Raw genomic sequence first — 13,488 nt, forward strand, 5'->3', positions numbered from 1 at the left:
CGCCCGCCGCTCTGAGGCGGGCACAGGAGCCCCCGCCGGGGCCCCGCGGAAGCGAATCCGGCCGGCAGCAGCCGGCCCCGATGGATCCAGAACAGGAAAGCTCATGACACACCAGCACACCGGCGGCCGGGCATCCGAGCCGGCCGCGCAGATCGACGGCGACGCCGCAGCGGCCTTCCTGAGCCACGAGGGCCGTCCGGAGAGCCTGCGCCACGCGCCCGGACCCTACTTCGGGGACTACGGCGGACGCTGGATGCCGGAGTCGCTCATCGCCGCCCTCGACGAGCTGCAGGAGACCTTCGAGGCGGCCAAGGCCGACCCAGAGTTCACCGCCCAGGTCGCCGAACTCAACGCCACCTACGCCGGCCGGCCGTCGCTGCTGACCGAGGCGAAGAGCTTCGCCGCCCACGCCGGCGGCGTCCGGGTCTTCCTCAAGCGGGAGGACCTGAACCACACCGGGTCCCACAAGATCAACAACGTGCTCGGGCAGGCCCTGCTGGCCAAGCGCATGGGCAAGACCCGCGTCATCGCCGAGACCGGCGCCGGCCAGCACGGGGTCGCCAGCGCCACCGCGGCCGCCCTCCTCGGACTCGAATGCGTCGTCTACATGGGTGCCGAGGACACCCGGCGGCAGGCCCTGAACGTGGCCCGCATGCAGCTGCTCGGCGCGGAGGTCATCCCCGTGACCAACGGCTCCCAGACGCTCAAGGACGCCATCAACGACGCCCTGCGTGACTGGGTGGCCAATGTCGACACCACGCACTACCTGCTCGGCACCGCCGCCGGTGCCCACCCGTTCCCGGCGATGGTCCGCTACTTCCACGAGGTGATCGGCGAGGAGGCCCGCGCGCAGATCCTGAAGCAGACCGGCAAGCTTCCCGACGCCGTCTGCGCCTGCGTCGGCGGCGGGTCAAACGCCATCGGCATCTTCCATGGCTTCCTCGACGACCCCTCCGTGCGCCTCTACGGCTTCGAGGCCGGCGGCGACGGCGTCGACACCGGCCGCCACGCCGCCACCATCACCCTCGGCCGGCCCGGGGTGCTCCACGGCGCCCGCTCCTACCTCATGCAGGACGAGTACGGCCAGACGATGGAGTCCCACTCCATCTCCGCCGGCCTCGACTACCCCGGTGTGGGCCCCGAGCACGCCTACCTCGCGGACATCGGCCGGGCCTCCTACGAGCCGGTCACCGACCGCGAGGCCATGGACGCGTTCCAGCTGCTGTGCCGCACCGAGGGAATCATCCCCGCCATCGAAACCGCTCACGCCCTGGCCGGGGCGCTGAAGGTCGGCCAGCGCCTGGCCGCGGACCTCGCCCCCGGCGAACAGGCGGGCGACAAGGTCATCATCGTCAACCTCTCGGGGCGCGGCGACAAGGACGTCGCGACGGCGGCGGAGTACTTCGACCTGCTGCCCGACGACAGCGCCGAGCAGGAAATCGCCCAGGAAGGGGAGCAGCTGTGAAGACCCTGTCCTCCAAGGCCGCAGCGGCGGTCGAGAAGGCGCGCACCGAGGGGCGCGCGGCCCTGATCGGCTACCTGCCCGCCGGGTTCCCCGACGTGCCCACCACCGTTGAGGCAGCCCTGGCCATGGCGGCCAACGGCGTCGACCTGATCGAGATCGGCATCCCCTACTCCGACCCGGTCATGGACGGCCGCGTCATCCAGGACGCCACCGTCCAGGCCCTCGCCGCGGGGTTCACCGTGCCCCAGATCTTCGACGTCGTCCGCGGCATCACCAGCGCCACCGATGTCCCGGTCCTCGTCATGACCTACTGGAACCCAGTGATGCGCATGGGCGTGCGCGAGTTCGCCTCCCGCCTGGCCGAGGCCGGCGGGGCCGGACTGATCACCCCGGACCTGATCCCAGACGAGGCCGCCGAGTGGATGGCCGTCTCCGACGAGTTCGGCCTGGACCGCGTGTTCCTCGTGGCGCCCTCGACCTCGCCCGCCCGGATGCGCAGCACCGTGGAGGCCAGCCGCGGCTTCGTCTACGGCGTCTCGGTCATGGGCATCACCGGCGCGCGCACCTCCGTGGGCGCCGCCGCCCGCGCCGTCGTCGATGACGCCCACGCCGCCGGCGCCGAGCGCGTCTGCGTCGGCCTGGGCGTCTCGAGTGCCGCGCAGGTCGCGGAGATCGCACGCTACGCCGACGGCGTCATCGTCGGCACCGCGCTGGTGGCAGCACTGCGCGACGGCGGGGTGCCCGCCGTGGCCGCCCTGTGCAAGGACCTCAGCACCGGAACCGGAAAGAACCCCTCATGAACGCCGCCTCTGCCCTTCCCCTGCCGGTCCCGGCGTCGATCCCCAGCCCGCCGGCGGAGTGGGCGAGCTTCAGCCTCGGCCCGCTGACCATCCACCTTTACGCCCTGTGCATCCTGCTGGGCATCATCCTGGCCCTGTGGCTGACGCAGAAGCGATTCGCCCGCTACGGCGGCCGGCCCGAGGCCGTCTGGGACGTCGCCGTCTGGGCCGTGCCCTTCGGGATCATCGGCGGCCGGCTTTACCACGTGTTCTCCTCGCCCGACGCCTACTTCGGCCCCGACGGGGACCTCTCGCTCATTCCCCAGATCTGGCTGGGCGGCCTCGGCATCTGGGGCGCCGTGGCCCTCGGCGCCGTCGGGGCGTGGATCGGCTGCCGCCGGGCGGGGATCCGGCTGTCGGCCTTCGCCGACGCCGCCGCCCCCGGGGTGCTGCTCGCCCAGGCCATCGGCCGCTGGGGCAACTGGTTCAACCAGGAGCTGTACGGCGCGCCGACCGACCTGCCGTGGGGGCTTGAGATCGACGCCGACAACGCGTCGTTCCCCGCCTCCGCCGAGCCCGGCACCCTGTTCCACCCCACCTTCCTCTACGAGTCCCTGTGGAACCTCGCCGGGTTGGCGCTGCTGCTGCTGGCCGACCGCCGCTTCGGGCTGCGCGGCGGGCGGATGTTCTGGCTGTACGCCGCGTACTACACGCTCGGACGGGTCTGGATCGAGGCGCTGCGGATCGACGACGCCGAGATGATCTCCCTGTTCGGGATCACCGCACGGCTCAACGTCTGGGTCTCCATCGTGGTGTTCCTCGTCTCCGTGGCCATCCTCGTCTACCTCAGCCGCCGCCTGCGCGGGGCCGGCACCCCCTCGGTGTACCTGCCCGGCCGGGAGCCGGCCGCCGACGCCGTTGGCGACGGGACGGCCGGAGCGAACGCCGCCACCGACGCGAAGGCCACCGACGCGGAGGGCACCTCCGGCGCCGCGGACGACGCGGATGTCCACGGGGCGGACGGTTCGGCGACGCCGGAAAATGACCGTGGTAATCTTTCGGAAACACATGGCTCCTCAGTGACCCTCGAGTCGCAGGACCCCGCGAAGGCGGAGCCACGGGACTCGGCCTCCCGAATCCAGTCCCCGGGCCACCGCCCCTAAAGGACGCTTCCGGACCACACCGACGTGGCTCACCGGGTACCGGCCGGGCCACCCCTCCGGCGCCGCTACCTACGGCTTGCCAGCGCGGCACGGCGACACCTGTCTCCGCCCGCGCCACCGCCTGCCCGGAACACTCGATCAACAAGAACTACCGGCGCCCGCCGGCTCCCGTGGGCGCCCTGGGGCCAAGGCCGTCCCCTCCCGACGCTCCATTCTGGGGGAAGGACTCTTCGAATGACCGCTGAACACCCGAACACCGCTCCCGTTCCGGGGGAGGCCACCGGCTCCGCTCCGTCCGACGGGGAGACCGGCACCGTTCCATCGCCCTTCGAGCGTTTCGCCGCGCTTCCGCCGGTCTCGGGGCTGTACAACCCGGAGAACGAGAAGGACGCCTGCGGGCTGGCGGTCATCGCCACCCTGCGCGGTGTACCCGGCCACGACATCGTCGACGCCGCCCTGACCGCGCTGCGCAACCTCGAACACCGCGGCGCCGTGGGCGCCGATGAGGGCACCGGAGACGGAGCCGGGCTGCTCACCCAGGTCCCTGACGAGTTCTTCCGCGCCGTCGTCGACTTCGACCTGCCGCCGGCCGGCTCCTACGTCGTCGGGACGGCGTTCCTCCCGGCCGAGGACAAGGAGCAGGAAACGGCGCGCGCCGGCATCGAGTCGATCGCCGCGTCCGAAGGGCTGGCCGTGCTCGGCTGGCGGGTCGTGCCCATCGTCGCCGACCTCGTCGGCGCCATGGCCCGGGCGTGCATGCCCCACTTCGAGCAGGTGTTCCTCGCCCCCGTCGACGGCGCCGGCACCGACCTCGACGCCATGGCGTTCCGGGTGCGCAAGCGGGCCCAGAACAAGTACGGGGTCTACTTCCCCTCGCTCTCCTCCAAGACGATGGTCTACAAGGGCATGCTCACCACCGCCCAGCTTGAGCCGTTCTACCCCGACCTGTCGGATTCCCGGTTCAAGACCCGGCTCGGCATCGTCCACTCCCGGTTCTCCACCAACACCTTCCCCTCCTGGCCGCTGGCCCAGCCGTTCCGCACCATCGCGCACAACGGGGAGATCAACACCGTCAAGGGCAACCGCAACTGGATGCGGGCGCGGCAGTCGCAGCTCGCGAACCCGCTGCTGGGGGACTCGCCCGAGGAGCTCTTCCCGATCTGCACCCCCGGCGCGTCCGATTCGGCCTCCTTCGACGAGGTTGCTGAACTGCTGACCCTCTCCGGCCGGCCGATCACCCACTCGATCATGATGATGATCCCCGAGGCGTGGGAAAACCACGCCACCATGGACCCCGCCCGCCGGGCCTTCTACCAGTACCACTCAATGCTCATGGAGCCCTGGGACGGACCGGCCGCCGTGTCCTTCACCGACGGCCGGCTCGTCGGGGCCGTCCTTGACCGCAACGGGCTGCGCCCGGCGCGGTACTGGGTCACGGAGGACGGCCTCGTGGTCCTGGCCTCCGAGGTGGGCGTAGTCGACATCGCCCCCGGGCGCGTGGTCCGCAAGGGGAGGGTCTCCCCGGGCAAGATGTTCCTGGTGGACACCGAGATCGGCCGCCTGATCGAGGACGAGGAGATCAAGGCCGAGGTCGCCGCCGCGAACCCGTGGGCCGACTGGGTGCGCGAGAACCTGATGTCCCTCGAGGACCTGCCCGAGCGCGAGCACGTCGTGCACACCAAAGCCTCGATCAACCGCCGGCAGCGGACCTTCGGCTACACCCAGGAGGAACTGAGGATCCTGCTCGGGCCGATGGCGAGGACCGGCGCCGAACCGCTGGGCGCCATGGGCTCCGACACGCCCGTGGCGGTGCTCTCCAAGCGGCCCCGGCTGCTGTTCGACTATTTCGTGCAGTCCTTTGCGCAGGTGACCAACCCGCCCCTTGACTCCATCCGCGAGGAACTTGTCACCTCCATGGGCCTGTCCATCGGCCCCGACGGCAACCTGCTCTCCACCGGGCAGGTCCGCTCGAAGCAGGTGGCACTGAAATTCCCGGTGATCAACAACGACGAGCTCGCCAAGATCGCCAACCTCGAATCCGACGACGGGGACCGCCTCACCGTCCGGGTGCGCGGGCTCTACCGGCACGACGGGGGAGAGGCTTCGCTGCGGGCGCGGCTGGCCGAGATCTGCGAGCAGGTCTCGAGCGCCCTGAACCGCGGCGTGCAGTTCGTCGTCCTCTCGGACCGCGACTCCAACGCCCAGTGGGCGCCCATCCCGTCGCTGCTGCTCACCAGCGCCGTCCACCACCACCTGCTGCGCAGCGCCAACCGCACCAAGACCTCCCTGGTGGTCGAGGCGGGCGACGTGCGCGAGGTCCACCACGTCGCGGTCCTCATCGGCTACGGCGCCTCCGCCGTGAACCCCTACCTCGCCATGGAAAGCTGCGAGGAACTGGTCCGCAACGGCGACATCACCGGCGTCACCGCCGAGGCGGCCGTCGCGAACCTCATCAAGGGCCTGGGCAAGGGCGTCCTGAAGATCATGTCGAAGATGGGCATCTCCACAGTGAGCTCCTACTGCGGCGCGCAGACCTTCGAGGCGCTCGGACTCGCGCAGGAGCTCGTCGACGAATACTTCCACGGCACGCAGACCCAGCTGGGCGGCGTCGAACTCGACGTGATCGCCGCGGAGGTCGCAGCACGCCACGCCGCGGCCTATCCGGAGGACGGCATCGAGGACCCGCACCGCGGCCTCGACAACGGCGGGGAGTACCAATGGCGCCGGGAGGGCCCGCCGCACCTGTTCAACCCGGAGACGGTGTTCCGGCTCCAGCACGCCACCCGTGAACGCCGGTACGACATCTTCAAGACCTACACCCGCGGCGTCGATGACCAGTCACGTGAGCTGATGACCCTGCGCGGGCTGCTGAAGCTGCGCGGCGGGGAACGCCCGCCGGTGCCGCTCGAGGAGGTCGAGCCCGTCTCGAGCATCGTGAAGCGCTTCTCCACCGGCGCCATGAGCTACGGCTCCATCTCCAAGGAGGCCCACGAGACCCTGGCCATCGCCATGAACCGGCTCGGGGCGAAGTCGAACACCGGCGAGGGCGGGGAGGACACCGACCGCCTGCTCGACCCCGAGCGCCGCTCCGCCATCAAGCAGGTGGCCTCCGGCCGGTTCGGCGTCACCAGCCTCTACCTGACCAACGCCGACGACATCCAGATCAAGATGGCCCAGGGAGCCAAGCCCGGCGAGGGCGGACAGCTGATGAGCCAGAAGGTCTACCCGTGGATCGCCCGGACCCGGCACTCGACGCCGGGCGTCGGACTGATCTCGCCGCCGCCGCACCACGACATCTACTCCATCGAGGACCTCGCGCAGCTGATCTACGACCTGAAGCGCTCGAACCCCTCGGCCAGGGTGCACGTGAAGCTCGTCTCCGAGGTCGGCATCGGCACGGTGGCCGCCGGAGTCACCAAGGCCAAGGCCGACGTCGTGCTGGTCTCCGGCCACGACGGCGGCACCGGCGCCAGCCCGCTGAACTCCCTGAAGCACGCCGGAATGCCGTGGGAGCTCGGGCTTGCGGAAACCCAGCAGACCCTGATGCTCAACGGGCTGCGCGACCGGGTCGTCGTGCAGGTGGACGGTCAGCTGAAGACCGGGCGCGACGTCGTCATCGCCGCCCTGCTGGGAGGCGAGGAGTTCGGCTTCGCCACCGCGCCGCTGGTTGTCTCGGGCTGCGTCATGATGCGCGTGTGCCACCTCGACACCTGCCCGGTGGGCGTCGCGACGCAGAACCCCGAGCTGCGCAGCCGCTTCACCGGCAAGCCGGAGTTCGTGGTGAACTTCTTCGAGTTCATCGCCGAGGAGGTCCGCGAAATCCTCGCCGAGCTCGGCTTCCGTACCCTCGAGGAGGCCATCGGCCGCACCGAGGTCCTCGATCTGAAGCAGGCGCTCGACCACTGGAAGGCCGACGGGCTCGACCTCGAGCCGATTCTGCGCGGCGGCGAAACCGGCCCGGACACCCCGCGGCGGAACCTCACCACCCAGAACCACGAGCTGGACAAGCACTTCGACAATCGGCTGATCAGCATGAGCGCCGAGGCTCTAGCCAACCGCTCACCGGTGCGCATCTCCGTGGACGTCGTCAACACCGACCGCTCGGTGGGCACCATGCTCGGGCACGAGGTGACGCGGCGGTTCGGCCTCGACACCCTGGCCACCGACACCATCGACGTGACCCTCACCGGGCAGGCCGGGCAGTCCCTGGGCGCCTTTCTGCCCGCCGGGATCACCCTGCGGCTGCTGGGGGACTCCAACGACTACGTCGGTAAGGGCCTCTCCGGCGGCCGGATCATCGTCCGCCCGGACCGGGCCAACCTCTTCCACGCCGACCGCAATGTGATCGCCGGCAATGTGATCGGCTACGGCGCCACCAGCGGCGAGATGTTCCTCCGCGGACAGGTGGGGGAGCGGTTCCTCGTGCGCAACTCCGGGGCCACGGCGGTGGCCGAAGGCATCGGGGACCACGGCTGCGAATACATGACCGGCGGCCAGGCCCTCATCCTGGGCCGCACCGGCCGCAACTTCGGTGCCGGCATGTCCGGCGGCACGGCCTTCGTCCTCGACCTCGACCGGACCCGGATGAACAAGCAGAGCCTCGACAGCGGGGAACTGCTGCTCGTTCCCCTTGACGCCGAGGACATCGAGATCGTGCGCCGGCTGCTGATCCAGCACTCCGAGGAGACCGAGTCCGCCCTCGCGGCGAGCCTGCTGGAGCGCTTCGACGAAACCGTCGGGCGCCTCACTAAGGTGCTGCCCCGCGACTACGCCGCCGTCCTCGATGCCAGGGCAAGCGCCGTCCAGCAGGGGCTCGACCCCGACGGCGAAGAAGTATGGACCAAGATCCTGGAGGTAACCGGTGGCTGACCCACGTGGATTTCTGAAGGTACGCGACCGCGAGACCCAGCCCCGCCGCCCCGTTCCGGTGCGCATCATGGACTGGAAGGAGGTCTACGAGGCGCAGGAGAAGGGGGTGCTCAAGAGCCAGGCCGGGCGCTGCATGGACTGCGGCATCCCGTTCTGCCACCAGGGCTGCCCGCTCGGGAACCTGATCCCGGAGTGGAACGACCTGGTCTACCGGGACAAGGGCCGGGAGGCCGTCGAGCGCCTCCACGCCACCAACAACTTTCCCGAGTTCACCGGCCGGCTCTGCCCTGCCCCGTGCGAGGCCTCGTGCGTGCTGGGCATCAACCAGCCAGCCGTCACCATCAAACAGGTCGAGGTGTCGATCGCCGACCTCGCCTTTGCCGAAGGCATGGTGGAGCCGCACCCTCCCGAGCGCCTGACCGGGCGCACCATCGCCGTCGTCGGCTCCGGCCCCGCCGGCCTCGCCGCAGCCCAGCAGCTCACCCGCGCCGGGCACACCGTGGCCGTCTACGAGCGCGACGACCGCGTCGGCGGGCTGCTGCGCTACGGCATCCCCGACTTCAAGATGGAGAAGATCCACCTCGAGCGTCGCCTCGACCAGATGCGGGCCGAGGGCACCCGGTTTCGCACCGGCGTCGACGTGGGCCGGGACATCAGCTGGGACCAGCTGCGGCGCCGGTACGACGCCGTCGTCGTCGCCACCGGGGCCACCGTGCCCCGCGACCTGCCCATCCCGGGCCGGGAGCTCCAGGGCGTGCACTTCGCCATGGACTACCTGGTGCAGGCCAACCGGGTGGTGGCCGGGGAAACCGTCGACAACCAGATCTCCGCCGAGGGCAGGCACGTCGTCATCCTCGGCGGCGGCGACACCGGTGCCGACTGCCTGGGCACCGCCCACCGCCAGAAGGCGGCCTCCGTCACCACCCTCGCCATCGGGCAGCAGCCGCCCTCCGAGCGGCGGCCGGACCAGCCCTGGCCGACCTTCCCGAACCTCTTCGAGGTGGCCAGCGCCCACGAGGAGGGCGGGGAGCGCACCTACCTCGCCTCGACCGTGGAGTTCCTGGGCGAGAACGGGAAGCTGACGGCCCTGCGGGTCGCCGAGACCGAAGTCGTCGACGGGCGCCGCCGCGCGAAGGCCGGCACCGAACGGGAAATCCCGGCGGACCTCGTCTTCCTCTCCCTCGGGTTCACCGGCCCCGAACCGGCGGGACTCACCGAGCAGGTGGACGCGGCGTTCGACGAGCGCGGCAACGTCGCACGGGACGGGTACTACATGACGAACACCCCCGGCGTCTTCGCCGCGGGCGACGCCGGCCGCGGGCAGTCGCTGATCGTGTGGGCCATCGCCGAGGGGCGCGCCTGCGCCGCCGCCGTCGATCAGTGGCTCATGGGCTCGACGCGCCTCCCGGCGCCGGTGGCCCCCACCGACCGCTCCATCACGCTCATTTTAGAGCGCCCCTGACATTCGACCCCCCAAATCACGACTAGGCTAGGTTTTATGAGACGCGCGAAAATTGTTGCAACATTCGGTCCGGCTATTGCCAGCTATGAGAACACTCTCGCTGTGCTTGAGGCCGGGGTGGACGTGGCCCGGATGAACATGAGCCACGGGGACTACGAAGTCCACGCCAAGACCTACGAAAACGTCCGGAAGGCCTCGGCCGAGCTCGGCAAGCCGGTCGGTATCTTCGCCGACCTCCAGGGCCCCAAGATCCGCCTCGGGCGGTTCTCGGACGGCCCGCACGCGCTGTCGCGCGGAGATGTGTTCACCATCACCACCGAGGACATCCTGGGCACCCAGGAAATTTCCTCCACCACGTTCAAGGGCCTCCCGCAGGACGTCAACGTCGGGGACCTGCTGCTCATCGACGACGGGAAGGTCTCGCTGCGGGCCACCGCCGTTGACGACGTCAAGGTGGTCACCGAGGTCGTCGTCGGCGGCATGGTCTCGAATAACAAGGGCATCAACCTGCCCGGCGTTGCCGTCAACGTGCCGGCCCTGAGCGAAAAGGACGAGGACGACCTGCGCTGGGCCATCCAGACCGGCGTCGACATGGTCGCCCTGTCCTTCGTCCGCAACGCCTCCGACGTCAACCGGGTCCACGAGATCATGGACGAGGAAGGGCGGCGCGTTCCGGTCATCGCGAAGATCGAGAAGCCGCAGGCCGTCGAGGCCCTCGAGGAGATCATCGACGCCTTCGACGCCATCATGGTGGCACGCGGAGATCTGGGCGTCGAACTGCCGCTGCAGGAGGTGCCGATCGTCCAGAAGCGCGCCATCGAACTGGCCCGCCGCTGGGCCAAGCCGGTCATCGTCGCCACGCAGGTGCTCGAGTCGATGATCGACAACCCCCGCCCCACCCGCGCGGAGGCCTCCGACTGCGCCAACGCGGTGCTCGACGGCGCGGACGCCGTCATGCTCTCGGGTGAGACGAGCGTGGGCAAGTACCCGATGGAAACCGTGAAGATCATGAACGACATCATCGAGTCCACCGAGCAGCACGGCCTCGAGCGCGTTCCCGCCTTGGGCAGCAAGCCCAGGACCCGCGGCGGCGCCATCACGCGTGCCGCCGTCGAGATCGCCGACCAGCTGGACGCCAAGTACATCTGCACCTTCACGCAGTCCGGCGACTCCGCGCGCCGGCTCTCCCGGCTCCGCCCGAAGAAGCCGATGATCGCCTTCACGCCGGTCCAGTCGACGCTGAATACCATGTCGCTCATCTGGGGCATCCAGCCGCTGCTCGTCGAGTTCGTCGCCCACACCGACGAGATGACCGCGCAGGTTGACCGGACCCTCTTTGAATCCGGTCTCGTCGAGGTCGACGACCTGGTGGTCATCGCTGCCGGGTCTCCTCCCGGACAGGCGGGGTCGACCAATTCGATCAAGGTGCACCGTGTCGGCGACATCACCGACGCCGGGCAGCGCCCCGACGACCACACCTCGCCCAGCAAGGAGAAGGTCGGCCCCTGGCCGGTCAAGGGCAAGAAATAAAGCCGCCTGACCCGGTAAAAACGGAAGGACCCCGCCCGGTGGGCGGGGTCCTTCTGCGTCGCAGGTCGTTCTGCGTCGTTGGAGGGCCGGCAGATCCGGGCCGGGTCAGTTGACCTGGTTGATGATCGTCTCGGCGACCTCGCGCATGCTCAGGCGGCGGTCCATCGAGGTCTTCTGGATCCAACGGAAGGCCTCGGGTTCGGTCAGGCCCATCTTCGTGGTGAGCAGGCTCTTGGCGCGCTCCACCAGCTTGCGGGTGGCGAACTGCTCCTGCAGGTCCGACACCTCGTTCTCGAGCGCACGGATCTCATCATAGCGGGACACGGCGATCTCGATGGCCGGCATGAGGTCCGCCGGGGTGAACGGCTTGACCACGTAGGCCATGGCGCCGGCCTCACGGGCCCGCTCAACGAGTTCCTTCTGGCTGAACGCGGTCAGCAGCACGACGGGGGCGATGCGCGCCTTGGCGATCTGCTCCGCCGCGGTGATGCCATCCATGACCGGCATCTTGACGTCCATGAGCACCAGATCCGGCTTGTGTTCCTTGGCGAGCGCCACGGCCTTCTCGCCGTTGTCGGCCTCTGCCACCACCTCGTAGCCTTCGCCCTGCAGGATCTCCACGATGTCGAGCCGGATCAATGTCTCATCCTCTGCGACGACGACCCGTCGGGCGGGACGTGAGGCGGGCGATTCCTTTGATTCAGACACGGTTGCTCCTTGGCTACTACTTCGTACCGACCGGTCGGAGGCGTCCCAACCGGTTCTCCGATCCAGCCTATCGGCATGTAGAGTTGTTTCGCGCACCGATGAATATGTGACTCCCTCGAATGGGGGTCTGCCGGGCGTGGTAGAGGCCCGAATGGCGGAATTGGCAGACGCGCTGCACTCAAAATGCAGTATCGAAAGGTGTGTGGGTTCGAGTCCCACTTCGGGCACCGTATTCCCGCAGGTCAGGGGCTTTTTCAGCAGCAAGTGTGGACAAAAGGCCCGAAAGTGTGGACAGCGGCGTAGCATTTTTCCTATGGCCAGCATCCGGAAACGCACGAAGAAGGATGGATCGACGTCCTTCATGGTGTGCTGGCGGGATCCGGTCAGCCGCACGGAACAGGGCATCACGCTGCCCTCGGAATCCGAAGCAATCACTCTGAAGCGGCTGCTCGACGCCAATAACCAGTCCTTCGAAATTGCCCAGCATGCGATGGTGACCAATCAGACAAAGGCTCCCACCGTAGCGGCGGTGATTCAGGAGCATATTGGCCTTCTGGTCCGGCCTTCCGTTGGCACGATCGACACGTATCAGTCCATGCTGAACCTGCACATCGCGGACGTGATCGGGCATATCCCAGTGGACAAGCTCGATTACCGGCATTTGACCTACTGGATCAAGACGATGCAGACCAAAGGACGTTCGGCTAAGACCATCAAGAACAACCACGGACTGATCTTCTCCGCAATGGAAACTGCGGTTCGTCTTGGGTACCGGAAGGACAATCCTTGTCGGGGCGTGCAGTTGCCGTCAGGCGAAAAGGCTGAGGACGAGGCCAGGTTCCTCACCCATGCGGAGTTCGGTCTGATCCTGGAGTGCATGGGGGAGCGATACAAAGCCTTCACAGAATTCCTGGTCATGACCGGAACCCGTTTTGGTGAGGCCACGGCGGTGACTGTTGCGGATGTTGATTTGATGTCCCGGCCGGCAACCATGCGGATCAACAAGGCCTGGAAGCGCGGGTCCGAGTCCGAGTACTACATCGGTGCCACCAAGACCGGCGCCGGGAAGAGGACAGTTTCTCTCAATCCTCATCTGGTGGAAGTCCTAATCCCGCTGGTGGCCAGCCGACCAGGGTCGGATCTCCTGTTCACTACGCCCAAGGGCGAGCGTGTCATTCACAAGCTGTACTGGCACCACTACTGGATTCCCGCAGTAGCCGAGGCCCAGGCCCGTGGCCTTAAGAAGTCACCCCGGATTCACGACCTGCGCCACACCCATGCGTCCTGGCTGATCCAGGACGGCGTACCGCTCTTCACTGTCTCCCGCCGCCTGGGGCACGCATCCACCCGAACAACGGAGCAGGTGTACGGGCACCTGATGCCGCAGGCGCTCCAGGATGCCGCCGACGCCGTCGAGCGTTCCGCCGTTGTGTGGCGGGGGTAGCGCATGGGCGGAGGGCTAGTCTAAGAAGAGATGCTGCGGCCCTGCGCTCGTGTCCCGATCACCCGGAC

8 protein-coding genes and 1 tRNA gene are annotated in these 13,488 nt (G+C 68.6%); 8 read left to right on the top strand and 1 reads right to left on the bottom strand.

The window, feature by feature from the left end:
• Positions 1–103 precede the first annotated feature (103 nt).
• The 6 genes from trpB (at position 104) to pyk (ending at position 11,268) form a co-directional block, all read left to right on the top strand.
• Positions 104–1,465 (top strand): tryptophan synthase subunit beta, encoded by a 1,362-nt coding sequence (gene trpB / locus GVV86_RS11190; protein WP_159619159.1) that lies wholly within the window; start codon positions 104–106, stop codon positions 1,463–1,465.
• Positions 1,462–2,265: a tryptophan synthase subunit alpha gene (trpA, locus tag GVV86_RS11195; RefSeq protein ID WP_159619157.1), complete on the top strand. Its 804-nt coding sequence runs from the start codon at positions 1,462–1,464 to the stop codon at positions 2,263–2,265. Before trpB ends, trpA begins: the two co-directional genes overlap by 4 nt.
• The gene (gene lgt, locus GVV86_RS11200) at positions 2,262–3,407 is read left to right on the top strand and encodes a prolipoprotein diacylglyceryl transferase (RefSeq protein ID WP_159802846.1); all 1,146 of its coding nucleotides are present in this window, start codon (positions 2,262–2,264) and stop codon (positions 3,405–3,407) included. The genes trpA and lgt overlap by 4 nt, the downstream gene beginning before the upstream one ends.
• A 234-nt stretch (positions 3,408–3,641) precedes the next feature.
• The gene (gene gltB / locus GVV86_RS11205; protein WP_159802847.1) at positions 3,642–8,276 is read left to right on the top strand and encodes a glutamate synthase large subunit; all 4,635 of its coding nucleotides are present in this window, start codon (positions 3,642–3,644) and stop codon (positions 8,274–8,276) included.
• On the top strand, positions 8,269–9,738 hold the full coding sequence (locus GVV86_RS11210) for a glutamate synthase subunit beta (protein WP_159802848.1): 1,470 nt from the start codon (positions 8,269–8,271) through the stop codon (positions 9,736–9,738). Before gltB ends, GVV86_RS11210 begins: the two co-directional genes overlap by 8 nt.
• Positions 9,739–9,774: 36 nt before the next feature.
• Positions 9,775–11,268, top strand: a complete 1,494-nt coding sequence (pyk, locus tag GVV86_RS11215) for a pyruvate kinase (RefSeq protein WP_159802849.1) — start codon at positions 9,775–9,777, stop codon at positions 11,266–11,268.
• A gap of 105 nt (positions 11,269–11,373) precedes the next feature.
• On the opposite strand, the gene GVV86_RS11220 is transcribed toward pyk, so the two are convergent.
• The gene (locus tag GVV86_RS11220) at positions 11,374–11,976 is read right to left on the bottom strand and encodes an ANTAR domain-containing response regulator (protein ID WP_159802850.1); all 603 of its coding nucleotides are present in this window, start codon (positions 11,974–11,976) and stop codon (positions 11,374–11,376) included.
• Between the two features lie 145 nt (positions 11,977–12,121).
• Between GVV86_RS11220 and GVV86_RS11225 the strand changes: the two genes are divergently transcribed.
• Positions 12,122–12,203: transfer RNA gene (locus GVV86_RS11225), tRNA-Leu, on the top strand.
• Positions 12,204–12,289: 86 nt separating this feature from the next.
• Positions 12,290–13,420 carry a tyrosine-type recombinase/integrase gene (locus tag GVV86_RS11230; RefSeq protein WP_159802851.1) on the top strand — a complete coding sequence of 377 codons (1,131 nt, stop codon included), beginning with the start codon at positions 12,290–12,292 and terminating at the stop codon, positions 13,418–13,420.
• Positions 13,421–13,488: the final 68 nt, after the last annotated feature.

Source organism: Arthrobacter zhaoguopingii, from assembly GCF_009828595.1.
GTDB lineage: Bacteria > Actinomycetota > Actinomycetes > Actinomycetales > Micrococcaceae > Arthrobacter_D > Arthrobacter_D zhaoguopingii.

Coding starts and splice junctions, on each gene's coding strand:
- GVV86_RS11230 (WP_159802851.1), top strand. CDS start 12,290: ATGGCCAGCATCCGGAAACGCACGAAGAAGGATGGATCGACGTCCTTC.
- lgt (WP_159802846.1), top strand. CDS start 2,262: ATGAACGCCGCCTCTGCCCTTCCCCTGCCGGTCCCGGCGTCGATCCCC.
- gltB (WP_159802847.1), top strand. CDS start 3,642: ATGACCGCTGAACACCCGAACACCGCTCCCGTTCCGGGGGAGGCCACC.
- pyk (WP_159802849.1), top strand. CDS start 9,775: ATGAGACGCGCGAAAATTGTTGCAACATTCGGTCCGGCTATTGCCAGC.
- trpB (WP_159619159.1), top strand. CDS start 104: ATGACACACCAGCACACCGGCGGCCGGGCATCCGAGCCGGCCGCGCAG.